Origin of the sequence: Saccharopolyspora gloriosae, assembly GCF_022828475.1 — a bacterium.
In the GTDB taxonomy this organism is placed as follows: domain Bacteria; phylum Actinomycetota; class Actinomycetes; order Mycobacteriales; family Pseudonocardiaceae; genus Saccharopolyspora_C; species Saccharopolyspora_C gloriosae_A.
Window position 1 is genome coordinate 2627757 of the sequence record NZ_CP059557.1, and the last position, 13771, is coordinate 2641527.

The window sequence follows — 13771 nt, forward strand, 5'->3', positions numbered from 1 at the left end:
GGTTCGCAGTGCGGGGCGGCGTAGGTGGGTGTGGGCGTTATTGTGAAGATCACCTGGCTGGGTGACCAGGAAATCCTCCCACTGCGCGACCCCATTTCGCGGGCGCGGACGAAATCCTCCCAAAAACCTCCCAAAAATCGGCACGGGCGGTTTCGGAAGATCCACTGCATGATCTACACCGGAACATCAAAAAGCCCGCTGACCTGCACCTTCGTGCTAGATCAGCGGGCTTCCGCGACCGTCGGGACGGCGGGATTCGAACCCACGACCCCTTGACCCCCAGTCAAGTGCGCTACCAAGCTGCGCCACGTCCCGGCCACACCCTCCGTGGGGTGCTTGAAAAGCTTAGCGCACCGCCCACAGAGGATCTTCATCGGCCCTCGGTTTCGGTATCGGTGCTGGTCAAGAGTTCGGCGCGGGTGCCGATCAGGCGGGTGGGACGGGTGAGGGTGAAGGCGGCGAGGGCTTCGTGGGAGGCGGCGGCGAGGGTCGCGGGATCTCGGGTGGGCGTAGTGGGGCGGACGCCGTGGGAGTGGGTGCGGAAGTGGGAGTCGCGGAGTTTGACCACGACCCGGCTCGCGAGCAGGTCGTGTGCGGCGAGGTCTTCGGCGACGAGGTGGGAGAGGCGGGTCAGTTCGGCGCGCAATGGCTCGGGGGCGGTGACGTCCTCTTGGAAGGTGATCTCGCGACCGTAGGAGCGTGGGCGGTACGGCTCGGGATGCACGGGTGCGGGGTCGTAGCCGCGGGCTACGGCGACGAGCCACGGGCCGTTGCGGGGGCCGAAGTGCTCGGCGAGGGTGAAGCGGTCGGTGGCCGCGAGTTCGCCGACCGAGTGGAGTCCGCGTTCGGCCAGGCGGGCGGCTGTTCTGCGTCCGATTCCTCGTAGTGCTTCGGGTGGGCGTTCGTACATGGTGCGTGGCCAGTTTTCCGCGTCGAGGCGGAAGATTCCGCTGTCGGTGACTCCGGCGGTGGGTTTCGCGAAGCCGGAGGCGGTTTTTGCGCGCAGTTTGTTGTCGCCGATTCCCACGGAGCAGATCAGTCCGGTTCGGGTGTGGACGTGGCCGCGGAGTTCGGTGGCGGAGCGGGTGGCGTCGTCGGTGTCGAGCAGCAGGTACGCCTCGTCCCAGCCTGCCTCCTCCACCACGTCGGAGAGGTCGCGCAGCGCGGCGGTGAAGGTGTCCGAGGCCGCCAGGTACGCGTCTCTGTCGAGGGGGAGGAACACTGCTTGCGGACAGCGTTTCGCCGCGGTGCGCAACGGGGTTCCGGAGTGCACGCCGAATTCGCGGGCCTCGTAGGAGGCTCCGGCGACGACGCCGCGGCGGGTGGGGTCTCCGATGCCTCCGACCAGCACGGGTTCACCGCGCAGTTCGGGGCGTCGCAGCAGTTCCACGGCGACGATGAACTGGTCCAGGTCCACGTGCAGCACCACTCGCTCCACGCCTCCAGCTTGCCTCGTGCGCGGTGTCGTGGCAGGTCGGCGGTACGGTCGTCGGATGGCGAAGCGCAGCGCGGGGATCTTGCTGTACCGGATGCGCGAGGGGGAGCCGGAAGTGCTGCTGGTGCATCCGGGCGGGCCGTTCTGGAAGAACAAGGACCTGGGCGCATGGTCGATCCCGAAAGGCGAGTACGGCGAGGACGAGACGCCGTTGTCCGCCGCGTTGCGCGAGTTCGAGGAGGAGACGGGCGTTCGGCCCGCCGCGAACTCGTTGATCGAACTCGGTGAGGTGCGCCAGAAGAGCGGCAAAGTGGTCGTGGCGTGGGCCGTGTGGGGCGAGTTCGAGGTGGGGGAGCTGCGCAGCAACCTCGTGGAACTGGCTTGGCCACCGCGTTCCGGGCGTACGCAGAGCTTCCCGGAAGTGGATCGGGCGGAGTGGTTCGATCCGGCGACGGCACGCGGGAAACTTGTTGCGGCGCAAGCGGAATTCATTTCGCGGCTGTTGGATGCGCTGGCCCCGGAGTGATCGGGCCGGACACCGGTAGTGACGCGTAGTGTCGATCACGAGGCCGGGGGCGGCTTGTCGGTCTCGATTCGTTGAACGACGCGACACGACGAGGAGAAACCGATGTCCGCCGACGAGACCGGCACGCAGCTGAACCAGGAGTACCCGCCGAACTGGCCGGAGAAGGAGCCCTACGGCGTCGCCGATGTCCGGCAGGATCTGTGGCCTCGGGATGACAACTCCCGCGTTCTCGAGCTCGAGCTGCGCCCTCGGGACGAGGAGCTCGGCAGGATCTGGATCCGCGACACCTACGTGAACTGCTTCGTCGTCGACGGGAGTCCGCTCTACGTCGCCACCGGCACCACTCGCGCAGCCGGTGCCGGCGGGGCAGGGCCGTGGAACGACGGGATCTTCGTGTGGACCGCGGACTCCTTGGACGGGCCGTGGAAGCTGGTCGACACGACCGGCGTCCGGCCCGATGCGGAGAAGGGCAAGGTGTGGTCGCCGGAGTTCGTCGGCGAGAACGAGCCGGGACGCACCGTCGTCGCCCCGTGGCAGGAGTACTGGCACGACGAGGAGTTCGGCAAGCGCGGCAACGCGTGGGCGCCCGAGGTGCACTACTTCCGCGGCACCTGGTACATCGTCGCGTGCATGGGCGATCATTCCCGCAAGGTCGGTTCGTTCATGCTCAAGAGCACGGGGGGAATCGAAGGGCCGTACCGGGTCGTCGAGGGCAACTTGGAGAAGCCGTTCGGCGAGCTGGTCTCGGGCGGGCCGGACTGGATCGACCCGAACGCCTACTTCCACATCGACGGTGGTCTCTACGCCGAAGGCGACAAGGCGTGGCTGGTGTTGCACAACGACCTGTACGCCGAATTCCGGGAGGACATGGAGGACATCGTCCAGACGACGAACCTCCCGAAGTTCGAGCAGACGCGGTACTCGTCCGAGCCGTACCTCGAGGGCGCTTACGTGTTCAAGCACGAAGGGAAGTACTACCTGGTGCACGCCGCCTGGGACTGGAAGTTCGACGGCGACCGGTACGCCTACGACACGACCGAAGGTGCGCGGTACCAGTACGACGCGATCGTCGCCGTCTCGGACGAGTTCGAAGGGCCGTACTCGAAACGCTGGACCGCGGGCGTCGGCGCCGGTCACAACAACATCTTCGCGGATGCCGACGGCCGGCTGTGGGCGACGTTCTTCCGGAATCCGGCCGCCGGCTACTGGGCCGACCGGGGCGAGGACGCCGCGGTGGCCGGGGTGGTGCGGATGGAGTGGACCGGGCCGGAAGGGAATCGGATCTACGTCCAGCGGAAGTGAGGCGCGCCATCGGTGTGCGAACGGTAGGCCTGCCGGAAAGACGACCGCCGCCGGTTCCCCGCGGAACCGGCGGCGGTGTGCGAACCCGCTCAGTCCAGCGTCGAGTCCTTCGTTTCACGGCTGACGAACAGTGCGATGAGCGTCAGCCCTCCCATCGCGGCGAGGTAGACGCCGACCCAGCCGACGCCGTGGCTGCCTGCGAGCCAGGTCGCGATGTAGGGCGCCACGGAGGCGCCGAGCAGGCTCGCCAGGTTGTACGACACCGACGCGCCGGTGTAGCGCACCGCGGTCGGGAACAGCTCCGGCAGCACCGCGCCCATCGGGCCGAACGTCAAGCCCATCAAGGCGAGGCCGACGATGAGGAAGCTGAGCACCGCGGGCAGTGAACCGTTCCCGAACCACGGCCCCATCAGCAGCCCGAACACGATGATCGCCGAGGTGATCACGAGCAGCGTGGGGCGGCGGCCGAAGCGGTCGGCCAGCAGGCCCGCGATGGGCACGGTCAGGCCGAAGAACACGACGCCGATGAGCAGGAACACCAGGAACTCGGAGCGGCTGTAGCCGAGCCCGGACTCGGCGGTGCCGTAGGACAGGGTGAACACGGTCATCAGGTAGAACAGCACGTAGGTGGCCAGCATGATGAACGTGCCGAGCACCAGTCCCTTGAGGCCGGTGCGGAAGACCTGCACGAAGGGAACCTTGGCTCGTTCGCCGGATTCGACGACCTTCGCGAACGCGGGCGTTTCGTGCAGGCTCAGCCGGACCCACAGGCCGACGATGACGAGCACCGCGGAAACCAGGAACGGCACTCGCCAGCCCCAGGCCAGGAACGTCGCGTCGTCCATCGTTTCGGACAGCAGCAGGAACAGCCCGTTCGCCACGAAGAACCCGATGGGGGCGCCGAGCTGCGGGAACGTGCCGAAGATGGCGCGCTTGCCCGCGGGCGCGTTCTCGGTGGCCAGCAGGGCCGCACCGCCCCATTCGCCGCCGAGACCGAGGCCCTGGCCGAATCGGCACAGCGCCAGCAGCAGCGGGGCGGCCACGCCGATCGACGCGTAGCCGGGCAGCAGTCCGATGAGCACCGTCGAAATCCCCATCGTCAGCAGCGACGCGACCAGCGTCGACTTGCGGCCGATGCGGTCGCCGAAGTGCCCGAACAACGCCGAACCGACCGGACGCGCGATGAAGGCGATGGCGAACGTCGCCAGCGACTGCAAGGTGGCGGCGGTGGGATCACCTGCGGGGAAGAAGAGCTTCGGGAACACCAGGACGGCCGCGGTGGCGTAGACGTAGAAGTCGTAGAACTCGATGGAGGTTCCTACGAGGCTGGCCACCACGACTTGGCGAGTGGAGTTGCGCGGCGCGGCGTCATCCGCGACGGCATCGGGAACGTGGCCGACCGCCATGGTCCGGAACCTCCCTGTTCACACGTTCAGACCAAAATGAGCACACGTAGCGTAGCGCTCGCCGCCCACTGGCCGGGAACCGATTCCCATGAATTGGACATGGGATCGGCCACGGATGGGGCACCGCGAGGTCCGCGGCGCTCTTCCAGGCCGGGTACGGCGAAGCCGGCCGCGGTTGCGCCGCGATGTCGAGAGGTCGGTCGCGGCGACCTGCCTGGCTTGGCCGCGGCGGCTCGGCGGTGGCGGGTTCCGCTCGTCAACGCATGGCCTAGTGTGCTCGGGCGGAGCGGGGATGAGGGTTCCACCGCGAATGGCGGAGGGGCTTGAGCTCGTGCTGACGGTCGTTGCCGGGTTGATCTTCGTGGTGACCTTGGCGCTGGTCATCTGGCGGCCCAGAGGGCTCGGGATCGGGTGGAGCGCACTCGGCGGGGCGGCCGTGGCGCTGCTGACCGGTGTGGTGGCCGTGCCCGATGTGTCCACTGTGGTCGGACTGGTCTGGAACGCGACGCTGGCGTTCGTGGCGATCGTGCTGGTCTCGCTCCTGCTCGACGAGTCCGGCTTCTTCGAGTGGGCCGCGCTGCACGTGGCCCGCTGGGGCGCTGGGCGAGGGCGGCGGCTGTTCGTGCTGGTGGTGCTGCTCGGCGCGGTGATCTCGGCGGTGTTCGCCAACGACGGAGCGGCGCTGATCCTCACCCCGATCGTGCTGCAGATCATGCTGGTGCTGCGGTTCACCCCGACCGCGACGCTCGGTTTCGCGCTGGCCACCGGGTTCGTGGCCGACACCGGGAGTCTGCCGCTGGTGGTGTCGAACCTGGTCAACATCGTGTCCGCGGACTTCTTCGGGATCGGGTTCGCCCGCTACGCGCTGGTGATGGTGCCGGTGGGCCTGGTCTCGGTGGCGGCGAGCCTCGCGGTGCTGCTGTGGTACTTCCGCCGCGACATCCCGGAGGAGTACGACCTGACCGTGCTCGCCGAACCCGCGTCGGCCATCCGGGACCGCACGACGTTCCGCGCCGGCTGGGCGGTGCTGGGCATGCTGCTCGCCGGGTACTTCGTGGCCGAGCCGCTGCGGGTACCGCTGTCCGCGGTGATCGGAGCGGGCGCGGTGGTGCTGCTGGCGGTGGCGGCGCGGTGGCCCGGATTCCTGTTCCGCACCGAGCGGAAGGTGCTCGTCGCGCACGGTGAAGTCCCGGCGGCGCCGGAGCCCGGTGAGCGGCGCATCGCCGTCGGCAAGGTCGTCCGGGAGGCGCCGTGGCAGATCGTGCTGTTCAGCATCGGCATGTACCTCGTCGTCTACGGCCTGCGCAATCAAGGCCTGACGCAGGAGCTGGCCGCGCTGTTCGGGCACTTCGGCGCGCACGGCACGCTCACCGCGGCCGTCGGCACCGGCGTCGTGGTGGCGGTGCTCGCGTCGATCATGAACAACCTGCCGACGGTGCTGATCGCCGCGCTGGCCATCGCGGGCGCGGGAGCGACGGGGCTCGCGCACGAGGCGATGGTGTACGCGAACGTCATCGGCTCCGACCTCGGACCGAAGATCACGCCGATCGGCAGCCTGGCCACCTTGCTGTGGTTGCACGTGCTCGACCGCAAGGGCCTGCACGTCGGCTGGGGACGCTACTTCCGGACGGGGATCGTGCTCACCGTGCCGGTCCTGCTGGTGACGCTGCTCGCCCTCGCCGGATGGCTGACCGTCATCGGCTGATCGAGCCCGGGCGCCGAAGAACGACCATCGTCCCATCCGGCCGGTGCTAGTGGGCCAAGGAGTCGTTCACCCGGTGCCGCCTCTGGGGACGATGGTCCGTTCGACCGGTCTTACCGGGCGAAGGAGTCGTTCACCTCAGGCGGCGGGGAAGTGCTCAGGCGGGGTTCTTGGCCTCGTCGCCGGGGAGGAGGCGGTCCTCGAACACCTGGGGCTCGCCTGCGGTCGACCAGTGCCTGCGGTAGTTGGCGAGCGCGTTGCCCAGCCGGTCCCGGGCGGCCCGGGCCACCGCGTCGTCCGCTCCGATGCCCACGTGTGCGCACACGGCGACCGACGAGGCGTCCAGCCGGGGGCGTGCGTTCTTCACCGTCTCCACATCCCCAGTGTGCCGCCCGCGCCGAATCGGCTTCGACGCGGGCGGCCGCTGCGAGATTCCGGTCACCGCCGCGCCCTGTTCGCCGCCTGCGCCCACTCCCGCAGCTGTGCCTGCGTGATGGGGATGCCGGGGAACCGGGTGAGCCGCGCGGCGGGGAACGACCGCATCATCTGCACGTGCTGCGGATCGCCCACCAGCCCGCCCATCGGGCTCGCCGCCAGCGCTTCGCCCAGCAGGCCGCCCGCCACCGGGTCGTCCAGCCAGGCGCCCAGCTCGGAGTCCGGCGTGAGCGGGTCGCTGATCGGTTCGCCCGCGAGTTCGACCGTGGCCGCCAGCCGCACGTCCCGCGAGGACGCCGCGGCGCGCAGCTCGAACTCGCCGCCCTCCACGATCCAGCGGCCGAGCGGGGTGTTCCAGTAGGCGAACGCGCGCTGATCCAGTTCCAGCGTCACGCGGGAGCTCTCGCCGGGACGCAGCGCGACCTTGGTGAACGCCTTGAGTTCCTGCTCCGGCCGGAACACCGAGCACGCGGGGTCGGCGACGTAGAGCTGGACGACCTCCTGCCCGTCGCGGGCACCGGTGTTGGTGACGGTGAGCGAGACCGCCACGCGCGGCCGCGGCCCGTCCTCCAGCACCGCCACGTCGAGTTCGGTGTAGTCGAACGTCGTGTAGGACAGGCCTTCCCCGAACGCGTGGCTCACGGGGAGTTCGTGCGCGTCGTACCAGCGGTAGCCGATGAGCAGGCCTTCGCCGTAGCGGACCACGCCGTGCTCCCCGGCGCCGAGGGCGGGGGCGTGCGCGCCGCGCACCGGGATCGTTTCGGCGAGTCTGCCGGAGGGGTTCGCGGCGCCGATGAGCAGTGCGGCGAGCGCGCTGCCGCCCGCTTGGCCGGGAAGCCAGCCCTGCAGGATCGCCGTCGCGTGCCGCTGCCACTCGTCGACGGTGACCACCGCGCCGCCAGCGAGCACCACGACGACGTGCTCGTTGACCGCCGCGACCTCCCGCAGCAGCTGGAGCTGGTGCGCGGGCAGCGACAGGTGATCCCGGTCGTAGCCTTCGGATTCCGCGGTCGGCGGCAGCCCCAGGAACAGCACGGCGACGTCGGCGTCGGCGGCCCGGCGCACCGCTTCGGCGACCAGGTCCGGATCGGCGGCGTCGGCCTCGATCTCGTAGCCGGGGGCGAACCGAAGCTCGGCGAAACCGGCGGAGTTCAGCGCGCTCAACGCGTCGTCCAGCCGCGTCGGCGTCACCAGCGAGCTGCCCGCGCCCTGGTAGCGCGGGGTGCGCGCGAGTTCACCGAGCACGGCGACCTTCGTCGACTCCGGTCGCAGGGGGAGGACGTCGGTGTCGTTCTTGAGCAGCACCGCGCTCTCGATCGCCGCCCGCTCGGCGAGGGCGTGGTGGCGTTCGGCGTCGAACTCCGGTGCTTCCGGCGCCGACGAGGTCCGCTCGATCAGGCGCAGCACCCGTTCGGCCGCGACGTCGATGTCCTGCTCGCGCAGCGTTCCAGCCCGGTAGGCGTTCAGGATCACTTCCCCGCCGGTGCCACCGGACGAGGGCATTTCCAGGTCCAGCCCGGCCAGCAGGCTCTCGTCGCGGACGTTGACCGCACCCCAGTCGGACACGACCACGCCGTCGAAACCCCACTCCTCGCGCAGCAACTCGGTCAGCAGCCAGCGGTTCTCCGAGGCGTACACCCCGTTGATCCGGTTGTAGGAGCACATCACCGTCCACGGCCGGGCGTCCCGGACCACGTGCTCGAACGCGGGCAGGTAGATCTCCCGCAGCGTTCGCTCGTCGACCTCGGCGGAGATGGTGAGCCGTTCGGTCTCCTGGTTGTTGACCGCGAAGTGCTTGACCGAGGTGCCCACGCCGTGCGCCTGCACGCCCCGCACCAGCGCCGCCGCCAGGTGACCGGCCAGCAGCGGGTCCTCCGCGAAGTACTCGAAGTTGCGGCCGCACAACGGGGTTCGCTTCATGTTCACGCCCGGCCCGAGCAGCACCGCGACGTCCTCGGCCCGGCACTCGACGCCGAGTGCCCGCCCGACCTCGCCCAGCAGGTCCACGTTCCACGAACTGGCCAGGCCGGAGGCGGTGGGGAAGCAGGTCGCGGGCACGCTGTCGGCGAGCCCCAGGTGATCACCGCCGGTGCGTTGCTTGCGCAGGCCGTGCGGGCCGTCGGTGAGCATGATCGACGGGACGTCGTGGTCGCGCAGCGGTTCGGTGCTCCAGAAGTCGGCGCCGTCCAGCAGCGCCACCTTCTGCTCGATCGTCAGCGAGCGCAGCAGCGCGGGAACGTCCCAGGCTCCGTCCACTTCGGCTTCCGGTGTTGTCGCCATGACGACTCCCCTCTGACGGTGCGGTACAGCTGAGATCGTCCCATCGCTGAGGTGTGGAGTCAGTGCCCGCCCGCCGCGGCGGAGTCCGTCCCGGAGCGTCGTTCCCAGCGGTTTCCCAGGCAGCTCAACGGGAACGGACGCATTCGCCGCCTACCGTCGGCCCCGAGCTGGAGGTGAGCGGTGACCGGTGGCCGAGGGCCGCAGTGGACGGTTCGAGCACGTGACGTTCTCACGGCGATGCGGAGCGGGGCGGCCGGGCAGGCCGTCCTGTTCGCGGTGATCGGCGGGTTGGCCACCGCGGTCAACGCGGTCGTGTACCTGCTGCTGCGCGGCACGTTCCCGACGGGACTCGCGAACGTGCTGGCGCTGCTGCTGACCACGATCGGATCGAGCCTGCTGCACAAGCGGGTCGTGTTCACCGGCCTCCGGGAGCGACCGCTGCGGATGCACTTGCAGACCGCGGCGACGTTCCTGTTCTACTGCGTCTCCAGCAGCGCGGCGCTCGTCCTGCTGGGGCTGGTCGACGACGACCCCGGCAGCTTCGCCGAAGCCCTCGCCGTCGCGGCGATGAGCACCGTCGGCGGGGTCGCCCGCTTCGTGGCCCTGCGCCTGTGGGTGTTCCGCCGCGCTCGGGGACACCGCGTCGCGCCGGAGGCCCGTGCGGTCGCGCCGATTTTCGCCGTGCCGCGCGAAAGATGACGTGACACCACGTGCGCGAGCCGTCGCGCGGCGTGCGAGCCGATCACGGTGCGGGTTCGGGAATCGCCCTCAACTCGCCCCGGTCATCGGTGACGCAGGCCGCTCGTTCGTCGGTGCCCGCGAGGAACTCACCGAGGCAGCCGGCGAGCGCGGCGTGCCCGGCCGGATTGGCGTGGAAGGACTCCTGCATCGCGTGCGGCGCGCGGTAGTCGTCCTGCAGGCTTTCCCAGTCCACGGTGAGCCGGGTGAACCACTCCGTGTCGTCCTGCGGGGCGGGCACCTGCCCGGCGGGGGTCCCGTCGGGCTGGGGAGGGGTGCACGCCTCGTGCCCGTGGCCCGCTCGGGAGAGGTCGAGGAAGCGCGCCCCGGCTTCGTCGGCGGCCTTGCGCAGGCCCTCGGACAGCTGCGGGACCCCGGTGTCGCGGATCCACCGCAGGTCACCGGTCTGGAAGGGGCAACCGGAGAGGTTGTTCAGCCGCGGATCCACGTCGGGGCCGACGGGCGAGGCGTAGGACTGCACCACCAGCGAATAGGCGCCGGGCGTGTAGCCCGCTTCCTGCATCACGGACCGGATGTCGCGCAGCGCGGAGACGACCTTCGGGCGCATCGCCTCCACCCGCTGCGGCCACACGTCCTGCATCTTCTCGGAGCAGCCGCCTGGGGCGCGGGTCGCCCACGCCTCCACGCACCGGTTGACGACGTCGGTGAAACCGGGGTCGTCGTTGGCGCCGACCTGCACCACGATGTCGGTGATCCGGAACCGCTCGGTCAGTTCCGCGAGCCGGTCCGCCTGGGATCCCTCGGCGTGCTCCGGGCTGTCGGCGGAACCGACCAGCTTCGCCTGCGCCCCGGAACAGGCCAGGTTGATGGGGGTGACCTTCGGCGGCAGCGCCAGCTGGTGCACCGGCGCCGCCGGTGAGCGGTGACACCAGTCGCCGTTCTCACCGTTCGTGCCCGCGACGTATCGCCCGCCGCCCTCGCCGGACAGCGTGCTGTCGCCGAGCGTGACCACCGCGGCGGGCAGCCGTTGGGGCTGCTGCGGCAGGCTCGGCAGGTTCTGATCACTGACCAGGATCGCGAGCGCCAGGACGCCGCAGACCGCCAGCAGTGCGAGGAATCTCGACATGTGCGCCCGCATCGCCGATCAGTCTATGAGTTCCCGAAGTCGATCACGCCCGGTGTCGGGAGTGGTGCCGGTAACACCACGCGGATCGGTGGTCGGCTCCGGGAGAAAATCGGGCATCCCGTGCGTTGAGCAAGTGAGACGGAATGCCTCCGGAGGTTCGCTTTGCCCATTCTCCTGCTGCTCCTGGCCATCGGCGTCGTGGAGATCAGCGTGCTCGTGCTGGTCGGCAACGCCGTCGGCGTGTTGCCCACGATCGGCCTGCTGATCGCGGCCGCCGCCCTCGGCAGCTGGCTGCTGCGCAGGGAAGGCCGCCGCGCGTTCGAGGCTTTCAACGAGGCCGCGCGGCTGCGCAGGCCACCGGAGCGGGAGGTCGCCGACGGCGTGCTGATCGTCGGTGGCGGTCTGCTCATCGTGCTTCCCGGATTCGTCAGCGATGTGTTCGGCCTGTTGTGCCTGCTGCCGCCGACCAGGGCGTTCCTGCGCCGCCGCCTGCAGCGCAGCGCGGAACGCCGTGCCGAGCAAATGCAGCAGCGGATGAGTGCGAACCCGGGCTGGGCCGGCGGCATGCCGGGCGCCCGGTTCCCCGGTGCGGGACGGCCCGGCGCGGGCCACCGCGACGACGGCGACGTCATCGACGGTGAGGTCGTGTCGGTCAGTGAGGACGACATCCCGCGCCAGCACCCTTCGCTGGACGCGTCGACGCAGGCAGAGCGCCCGGACGGCGGGGCGCCGCGGTGAACTGACCGGCGTGACGTCGATCCCGCGAGCACTGCGGGTAAGCTTCGGCGAACGATCGTGGCCGGAGTCGGGAGCGACGCTCCCGACTCCGGCCACGGTGGCGCACGGCGAAGTTCGGACGGCGTGGACCTCGATCGACCGGAGCCGCGGTGATCCGCGTAAGGTGATCGACCCGGCTCCTGACCGAGCGGGTGGGTTCGTTCGGGCGGGAGAGCGCCGCCCTGATCGACCGGACCGGGACGGCGAAGCGGAACCGGCGGTCCCACGTCGATCGAGAGCGGTCGGTGTGGCCCGGAGGGGAGGGGCCGGCTCCGTTCCGATGTGCGGAGACCGGGTGAACGAGGTCGCCGCGCCTTGCGCCGCCAGCAAGCCGAAGCCGGGGGAGATCCCCAGGACAGGGAACACAGGACATGTCCGAGACCACGTTGCTGATCGGCGGCCGAATTCATTCGCCCGCCGATGCCGACGCCACCGCGATGGCCGTCATCGACGGCACCATTGCCTGGGTCGGTTCTGACAGGGTCGGCCGTGCACTGCATCCCGAGGCGGAGATCGTCGACCTCGGCGGGGCGTTCGTCGCACCGGCCTTCGTCGACGCGCACGTGCACGCCACCTCGTCCGGGTTATTGATCAACGGCCTGGATCTGACCGGTTGCGCTTCGCTGACCGAGTTCCTGCACGCGCTGCGCGATCACGTGGCGGAACATCCTGGTGCGCTGGTGTGGGGGCACGGCTGGGACGAGACGTGGTGGCCGGAACGCCGCCCGCCGTCCCGCGCGGAGATCGACAACGCCTGCGGCGGGGCTCCCGTCTACCTGTCTCGGATCGACGTGCATTCGGCTCTGGTGTCGAGCGCGTTGATCGAGCGCGCACCGCTGGCGCGGGACACCGAGGGGTGGAGCCAGGACGGTCCGCTCACCCGCGTCTCGCACCACCACGCGCGCAGCGCCGCTCGGGAGTCACTGGGCGTGCGACAGCGCCGTGAAGCTCAACTGGCGTTCCTGCGCCACGCCGCTTCGCACGGCGTGGCGAGCGTGCACGAGTGCGCGGGTCCGGACATCTCGGGCGCGGACGACCTGCGGGACCTGATGGAACTGTCCGCTCGCGCCGATGTGCCGGAGGTCATCGGCTATTGGGGCGAGCTGGGCGCGTTGCAGACCGCGCGCGAGCTCGGGGTGCGCGGCCTCGGCGGCGACCTGTTCATCGACGGCGCGGTCGGTTCGCGCACGGCCGCGCTGGGCGATCCCTACACGGACGATCCGACGACCTCGGGTGTGCTCTACCTGGACGCCGAAGCAGTGGCCGAGCATCTGATCGACTGCACCCGGCAGGGCTTGCAGGCCGGGTTCCACGTGATCGGCGACGCCGGGGTGGCCGAGGCCTGCGAGGGTTTCCGGCGGGCGGCGAAGGTGCTGGGCGTTCCGGCGCTGGCGAGCATGCGGCATCGCCTGGAGCACTTGGAGATGGTCGACGCGGAGCAGGCCGCCGAACTCGGCTCGTTCGGCGTCGTCGCGTCGGTGCAGCCGTCGTTCGACGCCGCCTGGGGCGGTGACTCGGACATGTACGCGCGCCGGCTCGGTGTGCAGCGGGGGACTCGGCTGAACCCGTTCTCGGCGCTCGCCGCGAACGGGATCGTGCTGGCCTTCGGTTCGGACGCCCCGGTGACCCCGGTGGATCCGTGGGCGTCGGTGCGTGCCGCGGTGCACCACCGCACGGACGGTTTCGGCATTTCGCCGCGTGCCGCGTTCACGGCGCACACCCGAGGCGGCTGGCGTGCCGCCGGGTTCGACGACGGTGTGACGGGTGCGCTGGTGCCGGGTGCTCCGGCGACCTACGCGGTGTGGGAGACGGGCGATTTGGTCGTCACAGCACCGGATTCGCGGGTGCAGCGCTGGTCGACGGACCCGCGTGCGGGCGTGCCGCCGCTGCCGGACCTGAGCCCGGGTGCTCCGTTGCCGCGCTGCCAGCGCACCGTGCTGCGCGGGCGCACTCTCTACGTCCGGGATCCTGACGAAGAGGACTGAGTCCGCTGTCGTCTCACCCGGATCGCTGTGCGGCGCCGCTGACAGGACGGGGACGAACCTGTCGGCGTGCGCCCGGCGAAGGGCTTGACGGTCCACGA

Annotated in this window: 11 protein-coding genes and 1 tRNA gene; 6 read left to right on the plus strand and 6 right to left on the minus strand. The window is 70.2% G+C overall.

Annotated elements, in window-relative coordinates:
* Nucleotides 1-241: 241 nt before the first annotated feature.
* A tRNA-Pro gene (locus tag H2Q94_RS11245) sits at nucleotides 242-315 on the minus strand.
* 55 nt (nucleotides 316-370) lie between these two features.
* The gene (locus tag H2Q94_RS11250) at nucleotides 371-1438 is read right to left on the minus strand and encodes a DNA polymerase IV (protein WP_243794485.1); all 1068 of its coding nucleotides are present in this window, start codon (nucleotides 1436-1438) and stop codon (nucleotides 371-373) included.
* A 55-nt stretch (nucleotides 1439-1493) separates the two neighbouring features.
* On the opposite strand from H2Q94_RS11250, the gene H2Q94_RS11255 reads away from it, so the two are divergent.
* Entirely contained in the window at nucleotides 1494-1961 is a 468-nt protein-coding gene (locus H2Q94_RS11255) for an NUDIX hydrolase (RefSeq protein WP_243794486.1), read from the plus strand.
* Between the two features lie 102 nt (nucleotides 1962-2063).
* Nucleotides 2064-3263, plus strand: a complete 1200-nt coding sequence (locus tag H2Q94_RS11260) for a family 43 glycosylhydrolase (protein WP_243794487.1) — start codon at nucleotides 2064-2066, stop codon at nucleotides 3261-3263.
* Between the two features lie 89 nt (nucleotides 3264-3352).
* On the opposite strand, the gene H2Q94_RS11265 is transcribed toward H2Q94_RS11260, so the two are convergent.
* Entirely contained in the window at nucleotides 3353-4669 is a 1317-nt protein-coding gene (locus H2Q94_RS11265; protein WP_243794489.1) for an MFS transporter, read from the minus strand.
* Nucleotides 4670-4979: 310 nt separating this feature from the next.
* Here H2Q94_RS11265 and H2Q94_RS11270 point away from each other — a divergent pair, with 310 nt between their 5' ends.
* Nucleotides 4980-6374: an arsenic transporter gene (locus H2Q94_RS11270; protein WP_243794490.1), complete on the plus strand. Its 1395-nt coding sequence runs from the start codon at nucleotides 4980-4982 to the stop codon at nucleotides 6372-6374.
* 154 nt (nucleotides 6375-6528) lie between these two features.
* Here H2Q94_RS11270 and H2Q94_RS11275 read toward each other — a convergent pair whose 3' ends face one another.
* Together H2Q94_RS11275 and H2Q94_RS11280 are read right to left on the minus strand one after the other, a co-directional pair.
* On the minus strand, nucleotides 6529-6738 hold the full coding sequence (locus tag H2Q94_RS11275) for a hypothetical protein (protein ID WP_243794491.1): 210 nt from the start codon (nucleotides 6736-6738) through the stop codon (nucleotides 6529-6531).
* 71 nt (nucleotides 6739-6809) lie between these two features.
* Complete coding sequence (locus H2Q94_RS11280) at nucleotides 6810-9086, minus strand: glycoside hydrolase family 3 C-terminal domain-containing protein (RefSeq protein ID WP_243794492.1); 2277 nt, start codon at nucleotides 9084-9086, stop codon at nucleotides 6810-6812.
* Between the two features lie 180 nt (nucleotides 9087-9266).
* On the opposite strand from H2Q94_RS11280, the gene H2Q94_RS11285 reads away from it, so the two are divergent.
* Nucleotides 9267-9785 carry a GtrA family protein gene (locus H2Q94_RS11285; RefSeq protein ID WP_243794493.1) on the plus strand — a complete coding sequence of 173 codons (519 nt, stop codon included), beginning with the start codon at nucleotides 9267-9269 and terminating at the stop codon, nucleotides 9783-9785.
* A 43-nt stretch (nucleotides 9786-9828) separates the two neighbouring features.
* Here H2Q94_RS11285 and H2Q94_RS11290 read toward each other — a convergent pair whose 3' ends face one another.
* Nucleotides 9829-10923, minus strand: coding sequence for a GDSL-type esterase/lipase family protein (locus H2Q94_RS11290; protein WP_243794494.1), 1095 nt, complete (start codon nucleotides 10921-10923; stop codon nucleotides 9829-9831).
* 150 nt (nucleotides 10924-11073) lie between these two features.
* On the opposite strand from H2Q94_RS11290, the gene H2Q94_RS11295 reads away from it, so the two are divergent.
* Nucleotides 11074-11649: an FxsA family protein gene (locus H2Q94_RS11295; RefSeq protein WP_243794496.1), complete on the plus strand. Its 576-nt coding sequence runs from the start codon at nucleotides 11074-11076 to the stop codon at nucleotides 11647-11649.
* A gap of 410 nt (nucleotides 11650-12059) precedes the next feature.
* Entirely contained in the window at nucleotides 12060-13673 is a 1614-nt protein-coding gene (locus H2Q94_RS11300; RefSeq protein WP_243794497.1) for an amidohydrolase, read from the plus strand.
* Nucleotides 13674-13771: the final 98 nt, after the last annotated feature.